General features: G+C 70.5%; 12 protein-coding genes and 2 pseudogenes. 3 read left to right on the plus strand and 11 right to left on the minus strand.

Features of this window, described 5'->3' with window-relative positions; genetic code table 11:
• Both ABT08_RS09375 and ABT08_RS09380 read right to left on the minus strand, forming a co-directional pair.
• Window positions 1-463 (minus strand): annotated as a pseudogene (locus ABT08_RS09375) (1-deoxy-D-xylulose-5-phosphate reductoisomerase); the annotation flags it as partial.
• 10 nt (window positions 464-473) lie between these two features.
• Complete coding sequence (locus ABT08_RS09380; protein ID WP_056519541.1) at window positions 474-1,415, minus strand: FKBP-type peptidyl-prolyl cis-trans isomerase; 942 nt, start codon at window positions 1,413-1,415, stop codon at window positions 474-476.
• 78 nt (window positions 1,416-1,493) lie between these two features.
• Here ABT08_RS09380 and ABT08_RS09385 point away from each other — a divergent pair, with 78 nt between their 5' ends.
• Window positions 1,494-2,324, plus strand: coding sequence for a lysophospholipid acyltransferase family protein (locus tag ABT08_RS09385; RefSeq protein WP_048809420.1), 831 nt, complete (start codon window positions 1,494-1,496; stop codon window positions 2,322-2,324).
• 34 nt (window positions 2,325-2,358) lie between these two features.
• Here ABT08_RS09385 and ABT08_RS09390 read toward each other — a convergent pair whose 3' ends face one another.
• Window positions 2,359-2,829, minus strand: coding sequence for an OsmC family protein (locus tag ABT08_RS09390; RefSeq protein ID WP_056209471.1), 471 nt, complete (start codon window positions 2,827-2,829; stop codon window positions 2,359-2,361).
• A 72-nt stretch (window positions 2,830-2,901) separates the two neighbouring features.
• Here ABT08_RS09390 and ABT08_RS09395 point away from each other — a divergent pair, with 72 nt between their 5' ends.
• Entirely contained in the window at window positions 2,902-3,891 is a 990-nt protein-coding gene (locus ABT08_RS09395; protein ID WP_288114790.1) for an asparaginase, read from the plus strand.
• Window positions 3,892-3,910: 19 nt separating this feature from the next.
• On the opposite strand, the gene ABT08_RS09400 is transcribed toward ABT08_RS09395, so the two are convergent.
• From ABT08_RS09400 to ABT08_RS09420, 5 genes are all read right to left on the minus strand, one after another.
• A complete protein-coding gene (locus ABT08_RS09400; RefSeq protein ID WP_156454794.1) occupies window positions 3,911-6,742 on the minus strand; it encodes an FtsK/SpoIIIE domain-containing protein in 2,832 nt (943 codons plus the stop codon).
• A gap of 91 nt (window positions 6,743-6,833) precedes the next feature.
• The gene (locus tag ABT08_RS09405; protein WP_056209477.1) at window positions 6,834-7,682 is read right to left on the minus strand and encodes a PP2C family protein-serine/threonine phosphatase; all 849 of its coding nucleotides are present in this window, start codon (window positions 7,680-7,682) and stop codon (window positions 6,834-6,836) included.
• A gap of 106 nt (window positions 7,683-7,788) precedes the next feature.
• Window positions 7,789-9,762, minus strand: coding sequence for an ABC transporter ATP-binding protein (locus ABT08_RS09410; protein WP_288114791.1), 1,974 nt, complete (start codon window positions 9,760-9,762; stop codon window positions 7,789-7,791).
• Entirely contained in the window at window positions 9,759-11,492 is a 1,734-nt protein-coding gene (locus ABT08_RS09415; protein ID WP_288114792.1) for an ABC transporter ATP-binding protein, read from the minus strand. The genes ABT08_RS09410 and ABT08_RS09415 overlap by 4 nt, the downstream gene beginning before the upstream one ends.
• Window positions 11,493-11,501: 9 nt before the next feature.
• Entirely contained in the window at window positions 11,502-12,476 is a 975-nt protein-coding gene (locus tag ABT08_RS09420) for an aldo/keto reductase (protein WP_137877534.1), read from the minus strand.
• 216 nt (window positions 12,477-12,692) lie between these two features.
• Between ABT08_RS09420 and ABT08_RS09425 the strand changes: the two genes are divergently transcribed.
• The gene (locus tag ABT08_RS09425; protein WP_056209487.1) at window positions 12,693-13,127 is read left to right on the plus strand and encodes a DUF4870 domain-containing protein; all 435 of its coding nucleotides are present in this window, start codon (window positions 12,693-12,695) and stop codon (window positions 13,125-13,127) included.
• Window positions 13,128-13,186: 59 nt separating this feature from the next.
• On the opposite strand, the gene ABT08_RS09430 is transcribed toward ABT08_RS09425, so the two are convergent.
• The 3 genes and pseudogenes from ABT08_RS09430 to ABT08_RS09440 all read right to left on the minus strand — a co-directional run.
• Window positions 13,187-13,939, minus strand: coding sequence for a YaaA family protein (locus ABT08_RS09430; RefSeq protein WP_137877533.1), 753 nt, complete (start codon window positions 13,937-13,939; stop codon window positions 13,187-13,189).
• A 72-nt stretch (window positions 13,940-14,011) separates the two neighbouring features.
• On the minus strand, window positions 14,012-14,272 hold the full coding sequence (locus ABT08_RS09435; RefSeq protein ID WP_045246677.1) for a F0F1 ATP synthase subunit epsilon: 261 nt from the start codon (window positions 14,270-14,272) through the stop codon (window positions 14,012-14,014).
• 2 nt (window positions 14,273-14,274) lie between these two features.
• Window positions 14,275-14,476 (minus strand): annotated as a pseudogene (locus ABT08_RS09440) (F0F1 ATP synthase subunit beta); the annotation flags it as partial.

Consider the following 14,476-nt stretch of genomic DNA (forward strand, 5'->3'; position numbering starts at 1 on the left):
CCGTCACCACCAGGCGCCGCACCTCAGCCGAACTGCCTGATCGCAGCGCCTGCGCGATCGCCGAGTGCTCCGAGTCCACCGGCACGATCTGGCCGGGCGCTGCGATCCGCTTCACCAGGTCGCCGCCGACGATGAGCGACTCCTTGTTGGCGAGCGCGAGGGTACGTCCCGCTTCGAGGGCCGCGAGCGTCGGCCCGAGCCCCACCGAACCGGTGATCCCGTTCACGACGACGTCGCACGCGACATCCCGAACCAGCTGCTCGGCAGCCTCGGCCCCCAGTGCCGTGTCGGCGACGCCGAACCGCGCGGCCTGCTCGGCGAGCACCTCGCGCGCCGAGCCGGTCGCGAGCCCCACCACCTCGAAGCGTTCGGGGTTGGCGGAGATCACGTCCAGCGCCTGCGTGCCGATCGACCCGGATGACCCGAGCACGATGACGCGCCGCGGCGCGGCGAGGTCGCTCACGAGCGGGCGATCAGTTGGTCGACGTGTGCTGGGTCGCAAGGATGTCGATCACGAACACGAGGGTCTCCCCCGCGAGCGCGCTCGTGTTGCTCTCGCTCTTCTCGCCGTAGCCGTCGGCCGGCGGGATGACGACGAGCACCTGCGAGCCGACGGTCTGGCCCACGAGCGCCTTCGAGAAGCCGGTGATCACACCGCTCGTGCCGAGCGTCGTGGGGCCGTTCTTGCCCCAGCTCGCGTCGAAGGTCGACCCGTCGGACCACTTCACGCCCTTGTACTGCAGCAGCACCTGGTCACCCTCGGCGACGGTGGTGCCGTCACCCTTCTTGAGCGTCTCGACCTCGGTCGTCGTCGGCGCGGTGGCACCGCTCGGGATCGTGATCGAGGGCTCGCCGGTCGAGGAGAGCGTCACCGCGGGGAAGCCCGCGGTCGGGGTCTGGGCGGTTCCCCACGCGGCGGTGGGGGTGACGCCGAGCACGTCGAGCACGTAGACGGCACCCGGCGCCGACTCGGTCGAGGGGTTCGTGATCACGAGGCGCGCGCCGACCTTGACGCAGCCGATGAACTGGCCGAGGGTCGACTCCGGCGACAGCTGCTGGGGCAGCAGCTCACCGGCGGTGTAGCCGAGCGAGCCGGCCTGCTGGCCGTTGTCGCTGTAGTACGCGGTGAACGCGTACGAGACGAAGTCGCCGGCCTTGACCTCGGCGCCGGTGCCGTCGGAGACGACCGTGCGCTCGATGCTCGAGGTCTCGAGCGGCGACGTGAAGGTGGCGGTGGCCGGCTTGCCGGCGTCGCCGGCGACCTTCACCGAGTCGGAGGCCGAGCCGGAGGGTGCCGCGGCCGAGCAGAGGTCGGCGCTCGCGGTCGGGGACGGGGTGGAGTTGGCCGAGCACCCGGTCAGGGCGGCCGCGACGACGGCGACAGCGGCCAGGGTGGTCAGGGAGCGGATACGCACGCAACACCTCGCGATTCATTCGGTCGGGGAACACTCCATCTAACCGCACTCGCCTGATGCGATGCCTGAGAACGACGGATGCCGCGGCATACCGTGCGCGCATATGTCGCGCGGTACCCTCGTCTGGTGCCTCACGACGACGACGAGCAGAGCCCTCCGGACGACGTCGCACCCACCTATGGCCGCGACCGCGCCAAGGCGACATATGCCTTCGGGCGTTCGGTGCTCGCCCCCATCGCCCGCTTCGTGTACCGCCCTCGTGTCGAGGGGCGCCAGAACATCCCCACCTCCGGCCCGGTCATCTTCGCGAGCAACCATCTGTCGTTCATCGACTCGGTGATCATCCCGGTGACCTCCACGCGTCCCGTGTACTTCCTGGCCAAATCGAGCTACTTCACCGGCACCGGGCTGAAGGGAGCGCTGTCTCGTCTGTTCTTCACGTCCTTCGGTGCGAGCCCGGTTCAGCGTGGCGCCGGTCAGGCGGCACTCGACGCCCTCGAGCAGCACCGGCAGATGCTCGAGGAGGGGAAGGCCGTCGCGCTCTACCCCGAGGGAACGCGGTCGCTCGACGGTCGGTTGTACAAGGGGCGGACCGGGGTCGCGTTCCTCGCGCTCCAGACGGGTGCGAAGGTCGTGCCCGTCGGCCTTCAGAACACGAACCTCGCCATGCCCGTGGGCGCGAAGGTGCCCAAGCTTCGTCCGCGCATGGTCGTGCGTTTCGGTGAACCCCTCGAGCTGCGCCACCTGGGCCCGGCGTCGTCGGGCCGCGCCCGACGACAGGCGACGGACGCGATCATGGCCGCGATCCACGCCCTCTCCGAGCAGGAACTCGCGGGGATCTACAACGAGCCGCCGGCTCCGACCGCGATCGAGCGCATCAAGCAGGCGCTCCCCCACGAGCGCCGCTGAACTGGCGCCGACGAGGGCGGACCACCCGTGACGCTCAGCCGACGGTGACGGATGCCTCGTGCCGCACCGGGAAGGCGACGGAGTTGGCGATGAAGCACCATTCGTTCGCCTGCGCGTGCGCGGCTTCCGCGGCGGCCACCATCGACGCGTCCGCGACGGTCACCCGGGGGCGCAGCACCACGTCGACGAAGGCTCCACCGCCCCGTCCGTCCTCCCGCATCACCCCGTGAGCGTCGTCCTCGTACGAGGTGACGACGACGCCGACGGTGACGCAGGCGTGAAGGTAGGACAGCAGGTGACACTCCGACAGCGCCGCGAGGAGAAGATCTTCGGGGTTCCATCGTGTCGGATCTCCGCGGAAGGGCTTGTCGGAGGACGCAGCGAGGTCCGGCTTGCCGTCGATCGCCAACGTGACCGCGCGATCGTAGTCGCGGTAGCCGGTGGTTCCCGCTCCCCGGTTGCCATCCCAGGTGGCACGGACGCGATAGGTGTGCTCGCCGATCATGCGCCCAGTCTCGCACCGGCCGGACGCACACGAGGCGGTGGGGGCGGAGAGGCCCGACGATAGGCTGGGGGGATGCCCGAGACCTTCCGCATCGCCGATGCCGCCGAGCTCGCCGTCGTCGAGCGCAACGGCTTCGTGGAGTCCCGCCATGCGGGAAGCGCCGTCGTGCTCGCCGCCGACGGCGCCGAGGTGCTGCGGCTCGGCGACCCTGCGGCGCCCATCCTTCCTCGATCGTCGCTGAAGCCGCTGCAGGCGGTGGCAGCGCTCACCGCCGGGGCAGAGCTCGACGATGTACAGCGGGGCCTGGCGACGGCGAGCCACACGGGCACCGACCGGCACGCTGATGTCGTGCGCGGCATCCTGCAGTCGGTGGATCTCACGGAGGACGCGCTGCAATGCCCGGCGGCCTGGCCGAACGATGTCGAGACCCGGGATGCGCTGGTGCGTGATCATTCCCCGAAGACGCGGGTGCGCATGGAGTGCTCGGGCAAGCACGCGGCGATGCTCGCCGCATGCCGCGCGAGCGGTTGGGACGTCGACGGCTACCTGGAGATCGACCATCCCTTTCAGGTGCATGTGCGCGAAACGGTCGAGCGCCTGTCAGGCGAGCGGCCCGCGGTCACTGCGATCGACGGGTGCGGAGCGCCCGTGCACGCGGTGAGCCTCATCGGGCTCGCCCGTGGCATCCATCGTCTCGCGACGGCGTCGGAGCGATCTCCGTTCGCGATGCACCGTCTGGGTGCGCAGCTGGTGCGCGCGGTGCGGGAGAACCCGTGGACCATCGCGGGGCCGGGTACGGCCGACACGACCCTCATCACGTCGCTCGGGGTCTTCGCGAAGCGCGGTGCCGAGGGTGTCATGATCATGGCCGCACCCGACGGCACGACCGCGGCACTGAAGGTGCTCGACGGCTCGCCGCGCGCGGCGAGCGCCGTCGCCGTCCGTCTGCTCGAGCGCGCGGGGGCCTTGACGGCGGATGCCGCGGCCGCGGCGATCCGTTCGCTCGATCTCGTCGTGCGCGGGGGCGGCGCTCCGGTGGGAGCGATCCGACCCACCGTCTGACGCCCGCGGGGCCCGAGCGTCAGCAGAGCACACCGGGAACGGTGACGCGCGTGACCTCTCCGTCCGCGATCCGCCACCCGCGACCGCGGGGCGAGCGCCAATACGGCGGAAGGTCGCGTTCTCCCGACAGCAACCGATACTCCCCGCCGTGGCCGGCGTCGATGACGAGCTCCCCGTGCCCCCGCACGCGCCCGAGGACCGCCCACGCGCGCTGCCAGTCGTCGGCGTCGCCGACGATCACGACCCGACCAGTGGTGTCGTCGTCGAGGCGGCCGGGCTCGGCGACGACCTCGGCGACGGTGTGCACGGCGAGTCCGTGGCCGCGAAGCGCCTCGTGAAGGCCGCGTGTCGCGCGCGCACCGCGCACGACGACACCGGCGAGCGGCATCGTCGGTCGCCAGATCGGTGCGTCCGCACTCTCGGCGTCGCGCTCGTCCGGAGCGCTCGGAGCATCGTCGGCATCCGCGGCGAGCGCGAACTGGACCTCGTGGTCTCCCCAGACGGCGCGGCCGGGCGGGCGTGTCGTTGAGAAGCTGGACGCCGCTGCTCCCGCCGCGACGTGATCGGACCGGCCCGGAAGCGCGAGGACGGCGCGGTGGGGCAGAAGCTCCGCGATTCGGGCGGCAGCGCCCGAGACCCGCTGAGTCGTCACCACCGCACGGGCATCGCCATCACCGAGCGAGCGCACGACGCGCTCGAGACGCGTCTGCACGACCGCACCGTAGTCGGCGGGGAACCGGGCGACGACGGCATCGAGGTCATCGAGCAGGAGCACACCGCGACGCGGCATCCCCTGTTCGTCGAGTCGCACGAGGGCGTCCCAGAGTCGTTCAGGATCGTCGGGGAGTGCGACCAGAGAGGCCGCCGGCACCTGCGCCGCCACGACGGCGAGGAGCGCGGACTTTCCGGAGCGTGAGCCGCCGACCACGAGCAGCCCCCGATCGTGCGGCGCGAGCACGGCGGTGGTGCGGCGCTGCCGCTCGGGCTCGTCGCGCACCCCGAGGAGCACCGTGCGCGTTGCGAGTCCGGCGCGGTCGAGAGAGCGCAGCGGCACGCGCACGGGAAGCGGCGGAAGCCACGGCGGCCTCACCTCGCACGTGTCCGCCTCCGCCGCGGCGGCGATGTCCTCGCGTGCCGTGAGCGCGACGCGCACGCGCACGGGAGCGACATCCGACGGGCGCCGGACGAACGCGAGCCCCCGTGACGCAAGGTCGCCCGGCAGGGCTGCGGCGCCATCGTCGCCGATCACCCATCGACTGTCATGCGGATCGGTCACACGCAGGGCCAGCCGCAGCGGTACGTTGGCGAGCAACCCGTCCCGTACCGTGCCGCTCGCGCGCTGGGTGCCCAGCACCAGGTGCATGCCGAGGGCGCGCCCACGGGCGGCGATGTCGGTGAACACGGCTGCGAGCTCCGGATGGGCGTCGAGAAGGGCGGCGAATTCGTCGACCACGATCACGAGCCGAGCCAGCAGTCCGTCGGCGTCGCGGATATCCCTTACGCCCGCGCGTGCGAGCACCGCCTCACGGGTGCGGATCTCGGCTCGCAGGCTCTCGATCGCCCGGCGGGCGCCGACGCCGTCGAGATCGGTGATGACACCCGCCGTGTGCGGCAGCGCCGCGAGGGCGTCGAAGGCCGTGCCGCCCTTGAAGTCGGCGAGCAGGAACGTGACCTCGGCCGGCGTGTGGTGCAGCGCGAGCGCCGTCACCCACGAGATGAGCAGCTCGCTCTTGCCCGATCCGGTCACGCCGATCACGAGCGCATGCGGACCATCGGCCACGAGGTCCACAGGCATCGCGCCGGCGCGCGTGGCGGCGAACGCCACCTCGAGCGTGCCGGGCCGTGGCGGGCGTCCGCGGTCGACGAGTGCGGCGAGCGGCACGGTCTCGGTCGCGTCCCCTGCGCCGAGGATGGCGCGACCGCGCTCACGAAGTAGGTTGCCGATCTCACGGGCCTGGTCGGCGCCGAGCGCCTCGGGCACGATGTGGAGCGTCGATCCGGCGTAGTCGACACGCCCGTGGAGGGCACCGTCGAGGGTGATGACCGCCGCGCACCACGGCGGCGGCGGGGCGCCGTCGTCCACGCGCGCGATCAGCAGCCGGGCCTCGCCCGGCGGCATGTCGCCGGGCTCCAGCAGCGCAAGGGTGGCACCTTCCGCCGCGCGGCGGTGCGGCAGGGCATCCGCCCACGGGTGGGCGTCTCGGCGCGGGACGACGACGCGCAGCTCCCCCGGCGGACGGGTGAGGACCAGTTGGGCGGCAAGGGCGCGCACGACGGCGGATGCCGCGACTCGCGGGCCGACCACCGCGATCCCCGCGTCGACCGGCACCGTCACCGTCGCGTCGTCGAGCACCGCGGCCGCGTGTCGCAGCTCCTCGACACGTGGGTCGCCGGCGCCGCCGTCGACCGGAACGGCGCTCGGGATCGACCCGCGCCCGACCGTGACCCGCGCGGCGCGGCCGGGGACGATCCGCCAGATCTCGTCGGGCGACGCGGCGATCGTGGCGACATCGGGATGCACCGCTCGAAGACGGCGGCGCTCGTCGTCGTGACGTCCAGCGATCTCCGCCGCGGCCCGCGTGAGCTCGGCCTCGAAGCTGCGAGATGCCGCCCGCCGCTCGCGGCGCCGCGTGCGGGCGCCGTCGAGAAGGGTCGCCCCGGCGATGAGGGGGCCGAGGGCGGCGAACCAGAGCATCGCGACCGATCCGGTGAGCAGCCACATTCCCACCGCTCCGGCCACAGGCACGATGGCGGCGAACATCGGGATCCCGGGCCGACGGGGCGAGTCAGGGGTCGCCGGCAGGCGCACAGCCACCGGAAGAGGGGCGAGGGTGGGTGGTGTGCCGGACATGCGTCGAGTCCAGCAGTCGGACGCGGCCCGCGGGCGCGGTCGGACGACGGCGGTGGATTGCCGCGTCCGTCACCGTCGGTGTGGAGGAGAGTCAGGGCCCGACGACGGGAACCGGGTTGGTGGGCGCGTCGTCGTCGGCGTCGTCGCGGTCGACGTCATCGTCGTGGCCGTAGCCCGGCGCCGACACGTCGACGACGATGATCGTCACGTTGTCGCGGCCGCCGTTCTCGAGGGCGGCCTCGAGCATGGCCGAGACGGCATCAGCCGGGTCGGCGTGCTCGCGGAGGAAGTGCTGGATGCCGAAGTCGGTGAGTTCCTTGGTCAGCCCATCGGAGCACACGACGAAGCGATCGCCGTCGACGATGTCGAGGCGCACGTAGTCGGGTCGCACACTGTCGGTCGGCCCGACCGCGCGGGTGATCACGTTGCCGTACGGATGCTGCTCGGCCTCTTCGGGGCTCAGCCGCCCGGCCGCGACGAGCTCCTGCACGACGGAGTGGTCTGTCGTGATCTGGACGAGGGTGCCGGCGCGGAGGAGGTAGACACGAGAGTCGCCGATGTTCAGCGTGACCCAGTGCGGGTCGCGCACGGCGGTGTCGAGATAGACGCCGGTCACGGTCGTTCCCGTGCCCTCGTCGGTCGTCTCCGGATGCGAGGCGATGTCCTTGACGGCCCGTCCGAGTGCCTTCTCGATGCCCTTGGGAGTGACGCTGCCATGGTCGACCAGGTCGCCGAGGCGGGTGACGGTGGAGGCGCTGGCGATCTCTCCGCCGATGTGCCCGCCCATGCCGTCGGCCACGACGAACAACGGGTAGCGGGCGAGCACCGCATCCTGGTTCACTTCGCGGCGTCGGCCGGTGTCGGTCGCCGCCGCCCACCGCAGGTGGATCGGGCCCGCCGGGAGCGGCACGTCGTGCGCGCTCGTCGTCAGCTCGGGCACACGGCATCCTCTCGTCGGGTGGACGCCGGGACACACCTGCCCGCAGCGCCCTCACATCCTAATGGAACCGCCCGCAGCCGCCCGAGCCGCTCCACGGGCCGGCCCGTCACCGTACCGGCTCCTCCGCATCGATGCTCGCCGGGTCGTCGAACTGTGCCCGATAGAGCCGCCAGTAGGCGCCGCGGCGCGCAAGCAGTTCGTCGTGCGATCCCTGCTCGACGATGGCGCCGTCCTCCATCACCAGGATGAGATCGGCGTCACGGATCGTCGAGAGCCGGTGCGCGATCACGAACGACGTGCGGTCGGCCCGCAGGCGCGACATGGCCCGCTGGATCAGCAGCTCGGTGCGGGTGTCGACCGAGCTCGTCGCCTCGTCGAGGATCAGGATGCGCGGGTCTGCGAGGAACGCGCGCGCGATCGTGACGAGCTGCCGCTCCCCCGCGCTGAGGTTCGCCGCGTCGTCGTCGAGCACGGTGTCGTAGCCGTCCGGCAGGGCATGCACGAACCGGTCGACGTAGGCGGCGGTCGCCGCCTCGACGAGTCGTTCCTCGGATGCCTCGGGGTCGCCGTACGCGATGTTGTCACGGATCGTCCCGGCGAACAGCCACGTGTCCTGCAGCACCATGCCGGTGCGCGCGCGAAGGTCGGCGCGAGTCATCCGCCGGGTGTCGAGCCCGTCGAGCGTGATCGCGCCGTCGTCGATGTCGTAGAAGCGCATCAGCAGGTTGACGAGCGTCGTCTTTCCCGCGCCTGTGGGCCCGACGATCGCGACCGTGCTCCCCGGCGTCGCCACGAGGGACAGATCGTGGATCAGCGGGGAGTCGGCGACGTATCGGAAGGCGACGTCGTCGAACCGCAGCTCGCTCGCGGTGGGATCGACGGTCTCCGGGTCACGAGGGTCGGGCGTCTCCTCGGGCTGGTCGAGCAGCTCGAACACCCGCTCGGCACTGGCGACTCCCGATTGGAGCAGGTTCGCCATCGAGCCGAGCTGGCTGAGAGGCTGGGTGAACTGGCGCGAGTACTGGATGAACGCCTGCACGGAGCCGATCGAGAGCGCGCCGGCTGCGACCTGAAGGCCGCCGACCACCGCGATCGCGACGTAGACCAGGTTTCCGATGAACATCATGGCCGGCATGATGATGCCGGACACGAACTGGGCGCCGAAGCTGGCCCGGTAGACCTCGTCGTTCTCGGCCAGGAAGTCCCGCTCGACCTCCTTCTGATGGCCGAACACCTTCACCACGGAGTGGCCCGAGAACGTCTCCTCGACGCGGGCATTCAGCACACCTGTCGCTCGCCACTGGGCGACGAACAGCTTCTGCGATCGACGCGCGACCAGAGCGGTGACCACGATGGTCAGCGGAATCGTCACGAGCGCGATCACGGCGAGGATGGGCGAGATGACGAACATCATGACCAAGACGCCCACGACCGTGAGCAGTGAGACCACGACCTGCGACAACGTCTGCTGCATGGTCTGTCCGATGTTGTCGACGTCGTTCGTCACCCGGGAGAGGAGCTCGCCGCGCTGCACAGTGTCGAAGTAGGCGAGCGGGAGCCGGTGGATCTTCTCCTCCACCTGGCCGCGCAGGCGGTTCATCGCGCGCTGTACCACGACGTTGAGGATGTACGCCTGCGCCCAGCTGAGGACGCTCGCGATCACATAGATCACAAGCACGGTGATGATGACTCCGGCGAGTGCGTTCACGTCGATGCCGGCACCGGGGGTGAAGTTGACCCCGGACAGCAGGTCGGCCTGCTGGGTCTGGCCCTGCGCGCGCAGCGACTCGATGACCTGGTCACGGGTCACTCCCGACGGCATGTGCATCGAGAGGAAGCCGGCGAACACGAGATCGGTCGCGTTGCCGAGGATCTTGGGACCCAGCACGCTCAGGAACACGCTCACCGCACCGAGGACGACGACGCCGATGAGCGCGATGCGCCACGGTCGCAGCGTGCCCAGCAGCCGCCAGGCGCTGCTGCCGAAGTCGTCGGCCTTCTCGGCCGGCGCCCCCTGTCCTCCGAACGGCCCGCGACCGCCGCCCCGCATCGGCCCGCGACCAGCTCCCGGCCCGCTCATGCTGCCTCCTCCGCCGCGAGCTGCGAATCGACGATCTCGCGATATGTGTCGTTGGATGCCAAGAGTTCGTCGTGCGTCCCCCGACCGACGATGCGGCCGTGGTCGAGCACGAGGATCTGGTCGGCCCCGACGATGGTCGAGACTCGCTGGGCGACGATCACCTTCGTCGCCCCGGGCACGCGCACAGCGAGCGCGCGGCGCAGCGCGGCATCCGTTCTCAGATCCAGAGCCGAGAACGAGTCGTCGAACACGTAGACGGGTGGCGCTTTCACGAGCGCGCGGGCGATCGCGAGGCGCTGCCGCTGCCCGCCGGAGACGTTCGTTCCCCCCTGTGCGATCGGTGCGGCGAGGCCTTCGGGCATCGCGCGGACGAAGTCCCCGGCCTGGGCGATCTCGAGGGCGGTCCAGAGGTCGTCATCGGATGCCGCGACGTCGCCGTAGCGCAGGTTCGAGGCGACCGTGCCCGAGAACAGGAACGCGCGCTGCGGCACGAGTCCGAGTCGGGACCACAGGTCGTCGGGGTCGAGCTGGCGCACATCCACCCCGTCGACCCGCACCGAGCCCTCGGTCGCGTCGAACAGTCGCGCGATGAGTCCGACCAGGGTCGTCTTGCCGGCACCTGTGGATCCGATCACGGCGGTCGTCGTCCCCGGCTCGATCGTGAACGTGAGATCGTGCAGCACGGGCGCATCGGCACCGGGGTAGGTGAAGTCGACGTCGACGAACTCGATCCGACCGGTGCGCGAAGGAGCAGCGGCGGCAACGGCCGGAGCGGCGACCGACGGCTCGGTGTCGAGCACCTCGCCGATGCGCGTCGCGCAGACCGCGGCGCGCGGGATCATCACGAACATGAACGTCGCCATCATCACACCCATGAGGATCTGCATCAGGTAGCTGAGGAACGCGAACAGCGTGCCGATCTGCACACCGCCGCTCTGCACCTGGAACGCGCCGAACCAGATCACGGCGACGCTCGAGACGTTCAGCACGAGCATCACCGCGGGGAACATGAGCGCCATGTAGTTTCCGGCGGTCGTCGCGGTGCGCATCAGGTCACCGCTGGCGGCGCCGAACCGGGCGCGCTCGGTGTCCTCGCGTACGAAGGCGCGCACCACCCGGATGCCGCTGAGCTGCTCGCGCAGGATCTGGTTGACCCGGTCGATGCGCTTCTGCATCCGGCTGAAAGCCGGCACCATGCGGGAGACGATGAGCGCCACGATGATCAGCAGCACGGGGATCGACACGGCCATCAGCCAGCTCAGGCCGGTGTCCTGCGTGATCGCCATGATGATGCCGCCGATGGCGAGCATGGGCGCCGAGATCATGAGGGTCGCCGACACTTGCACCAGCATCTGCACCTGCTGCACGTCGTTGGTGCTGCGGGTGATCAGGGAGGGCGGCCCGAACGTGCCGACCTCGCGCTGCGAAAAGCCGACCACGCGGTGGAAGATGTCGTGGCGCAGGTCCTTGCCCATCCCCATGGCCAGGCGCGATCCGAAGTAGACGGCGACGATCGCGCACACGATCTGCACCAGGCTGATGCCGAGCATCAGGCCTCCCGTGTTCCAGATGTACCCGATGTCGCCCGCGACCACGCCCTGGTCGATGATGTTGGCGTTGAGGGTCGGCAGCAGCAGCGACGCCACCGACTGGGCGAGCTGGAAGACGACGACGCCGACGATGAGCGGCCACGCCGGCCGCAGGTAGCGCACGAGCAGAGTTCCGAGCATGGTGTCCTCCTAGGCGGCCGGGTCGGCGGGCAGCGGAATCAGCGCGTCGATCTCGGCGAGATCCGCGGCAGTCGGGTGCCACGCGGTGGATGCCGCCGCGTTCTGCGCGATCTGTTCGGCAGACGTCGCCCCGGCGATGACGCTCGAGGTCGCGGGGCGCGCGAGGAGCCAGCCGAACGTCGCCTCGAGCATGGTGATGCCGCGCGCGTCGCAGAAGCGCTGATACCCCTCGAGAGCATCCCAGGGCGCGTCGCGCCACAGGTGCGGGCGCACGTTCATGATGCGGCTGTCGGCCGGCCCGCCGGCGCGCGTGAACTTGCCGGTGAGCAGTCCGTTGTAGAGGGGGAAGAAGGGGAAGAACCCGAGGCCGAGGTGCTCGACGGCCGGCAGCGCCTCGCGCTCGGAGCCGCGAGCCAGCAGGCTGTAGTGGTTCTGCGCCGAGATGAAGGGCACATCGGATGCCGCGGCATCCGCGGCGACCATCTGCCACCCTGCGAAGTTGGAGTGCCCGAGGTAGCGCACCTTCCCCTCCCGCACCAGATCGCGGAGGGCATCGAGCGTCTCCTCGATGGGGGTGTCGGGATCGGGGGTATGCAGCTGATAGAGGTCGATGTGGTCAGTGCGCAGTCGCCGCAGCGAACCCTCGACCGCCCAGCGGATGTAGGAGCGCGACCCCTTCGACGCACCGAGGTGCGCGGGTGCCAGCGCCGCGTGGCCGAACTTCGTCGCGAGGAGAACCTCGTCCCGGCGACCGTCGAGGGCCTCCCCCATCAGCGTCTCGCTGAGCCCGAACTCCCGGCCGTACACGTCGGCGGTGTCGAACAGCGTGACGCCCGCGTCGATCGCCGCATCGATCACCGCACGCGTTCCCTCGACCGTCTCGGTGCGCGTGCCCGCGCGCCCGAAGTTGTTGCAGCCGAGCCCGGCGGCGGAGACGAGCAGACCGGAGGCGCCGACACGGCGCTGAGCGGGAGACGTGGCCACGGGTCCACGCTAACCCCTGCGCCCGACACGGGGAACGCTCCCGGCCCCTGAGGGAAACGGCGGGATTGCGACCCGGAGATGGCGCTGGGTGACGGCTCGGCGTGGATGATGATTGCACCGAGAACAGCCTTCCCAGTACCTTTTCAGGTAAGCCGCCAGCCGCGGCCGGGCCGATGACGTCCATCGCCCGTCCTTAGCCTTCCGAAAGGCCATCCCATGAGCGACTCCACCCCCACTCCCGAACAGCCGACGCCTCCGCCGGCCTACTCCGCTGCTCCCGCACAGCCTCTGAGCCCCGAGTCCGACAAGACGGCCGCGATGTGGGCCCACATCGGTGGCATCGTCGGCTTCCTGCCCTCGCTGATCATCTGGCTGATCCTCAAGGACCGCGGACCCCGCACCAACGTCGAGGCCAAGGAAGCCCTGAACTGGCAGATCACGTTCACGATCGGCTACGTGGCGCTCCTCATCATCTCGACCGTATTGAGCGCGGCGCTGATCTTCACGCCCGCCGCGGCGATCGCCACGTTGTTCGGGTTCCTCCCGTTCATCCTGTGGGTGATCAACGCGATCTTCTCGATCATCGGCGGCGTGCGCGTGAACGCCGGCGGCAGCTACCGCTACCCGGTGAACTTCCGCTTCATCAAGTAATCGTCACGACGGAGGGGTCGGGATGCCGCGGCATCCCGACCCCTCCGTCGTGTGCGCGCTCAGTGGAGCGCGTGCACCCGCCACTCGGCGGCGTCGGTCGTGTCGACCCGCACGTCGTGCGCGCGCAACCATGATGCCAAGCCCGCGAGCGAGCGCACCGGCGGACGACCCGTGGCGAGCAGACGCACCAGCAGACCCTTGGTGCGCTTGTTGAAGTGGTTGAGGGCCCTCACCTCGCCGTCGCCCGAATCGGCGACGACCCGCACGTAGGTGCTCGGCACCCCGCTCGGCACCGGCCCGAGGGCGGCGTAGGCCTCGGAGCGCAGGTCGAGCACGAATGATCGGGATGCCGCGACCAGCGCGGCGGTCGTCGGCGCGCCCCAGTGCCGTGGCTGAGCGGGGATACCCGGCAACGAGACACCCGCGGACAAGCGGTAGTCGGGGATGTGGTCCGTCGCACCGACCAGCCCGAACGGCGCCGTCTGGATGGCGACGTGACCGCCGAGCCACCGCCGAGCCGAGGCGTCGAGGCTGTGGGCGTCGAGCGCATCGAAGAGAACCCCCGTGTACCGATCGATGGCCGGCAGCGTCGGCGCGTGCGGCATCGCCGCGTTGACGGCGACGAGGTCTCGCTGACGGGCACTCAGCCCCAGCACGGTCGCTGCACGTTCAGGGTCCAGAGACAGTGCAGCGAGCGCGGCGATCGCCTCCCTGCGCGGAAGGTCGAGCTCGGGGAACGACAGCCGCTCAAGGGCGAACGTGCCGCGTCCTCCGGGACGCTTGGTCTCGGACGGCGGAAGCAGCACCAGCATGCAGACCCTCCGGGTCAGACGGCGACGCGCCGCCCGTGGATCACGGACGGCGCGTCGAACGAGGGATCGACGTCAGGCGACCAGCGTCGCGTGACCGGCGAAGATCGTCACCACGTCCTCCTCGACGGAGATGAACCCGTCCGAGGCATCCGCGACGACCTTCGCGCCGTCGGCGCCGGTGATGCGCACCTGGCCGCTGGCGAGGATCGCGAGCACCGGCTCGTGTCCGGCCATGAAACCGATCTCGCCCTCCACGGTCTTGGCGACGACGAGGCTGGCCTCGCCGGTCCACAGCTCCGCCTCGGCCGACACCAGGGTGACGTTGAGCGGCATGATCAGCCGTTCTCCTTCTGGATCTGCGCCCACTTGGCCTCGACGTCGGAGATGCCGCCGACGTTGAAGAACGCCTGCTCGGCGACGTGGTCGAACTCGCCCTTCACGATCGCGTCGAACGACTCGATGGTCTCCTTGATCGGGACGGTCGAGCCCTCGACACCGGTGAACTTCTTCGCCATGTAGGTGTTCTGCGAGAGGAAC

The organism is Microbacterium sp. SCN 71-21 (assembly GCF_001725695.1).
GTDB lineage: Bacteria > Actinomycetota > Actinomycetes > Actinomycetales > Microbacteriaceae > Microbacterium > Microbacterium ginsengisoli.

Excerpts from the sequence above, each read along its gene's own strand:
- ABT08_RS09385 (WP_048809420.1), top strand. The coding sequence starts at position 1,494 with ATGCCGCGGCATACCGTGCGCGCATATGTCGCGCGGTACCCTCGTCTG.
- ABT08_RS09390 (WP_056209471.1), bottom strand. The coding sequence starts at position 2,829 with ATGATCGGCGAGCACACCTATCGCGTCCGTGCCACCTGGGATGGCAAC.
- ABT08_RS09395 (WP_288114790.1), top strand. The coding sequence starts at position 2,902 with ATGCCCGAGACCTTCCGCATCGCCGATGCCGCCGAGCTCGCCGTCGTC.
- ABT08_RS09400 (WP_156454794.1), bottom strand. The coding sequence starts at position 6,742 with ATGTCCGGCACACCACCCACCCTCGCCCCTCTTCCGGTGGCTGTGCGC.
- ABT08_RS09410 (WP_288114791.1), bottom strand. The coding sequence starts at position 9,762 with ATGAGCGGGCCGGGAGCTGGTCGCGGGCCGATGCGGGGCGGCGGTCGC.
- ABT08_RS09415 (WP_288114792.1), bottom strand. The coding sequence starts at position 11,492 with ATGCTCGGAACTCTGCTCGTGCGCTACCTGCGGCCGGCGTGGCCGCTC.
- ABT08_RS09425 (WP_056209487.1), top strand. The coding sequence starts at position 12,693 with ATGAGCGACTCCACCCCCACTCCCGAACAGCCGACGCCTCCGCCGGCC.
- ABT08_RS09430 (WP_137877533.1), bottom strand. The coding sequence starts at position 13,939 with ATGCTGGTGCTGCTTCCGCCGTCCGAGACCAAGCGTCCCGGAGGACGC.
- ABT08_RS09435 (WP_045246677.1), bottom strand. The coding sequence starts at position 14,272 with ATGCCGCTCAACGTCACCCTGGTGTCGGCCGAGGCGGAGCTGTGGACC.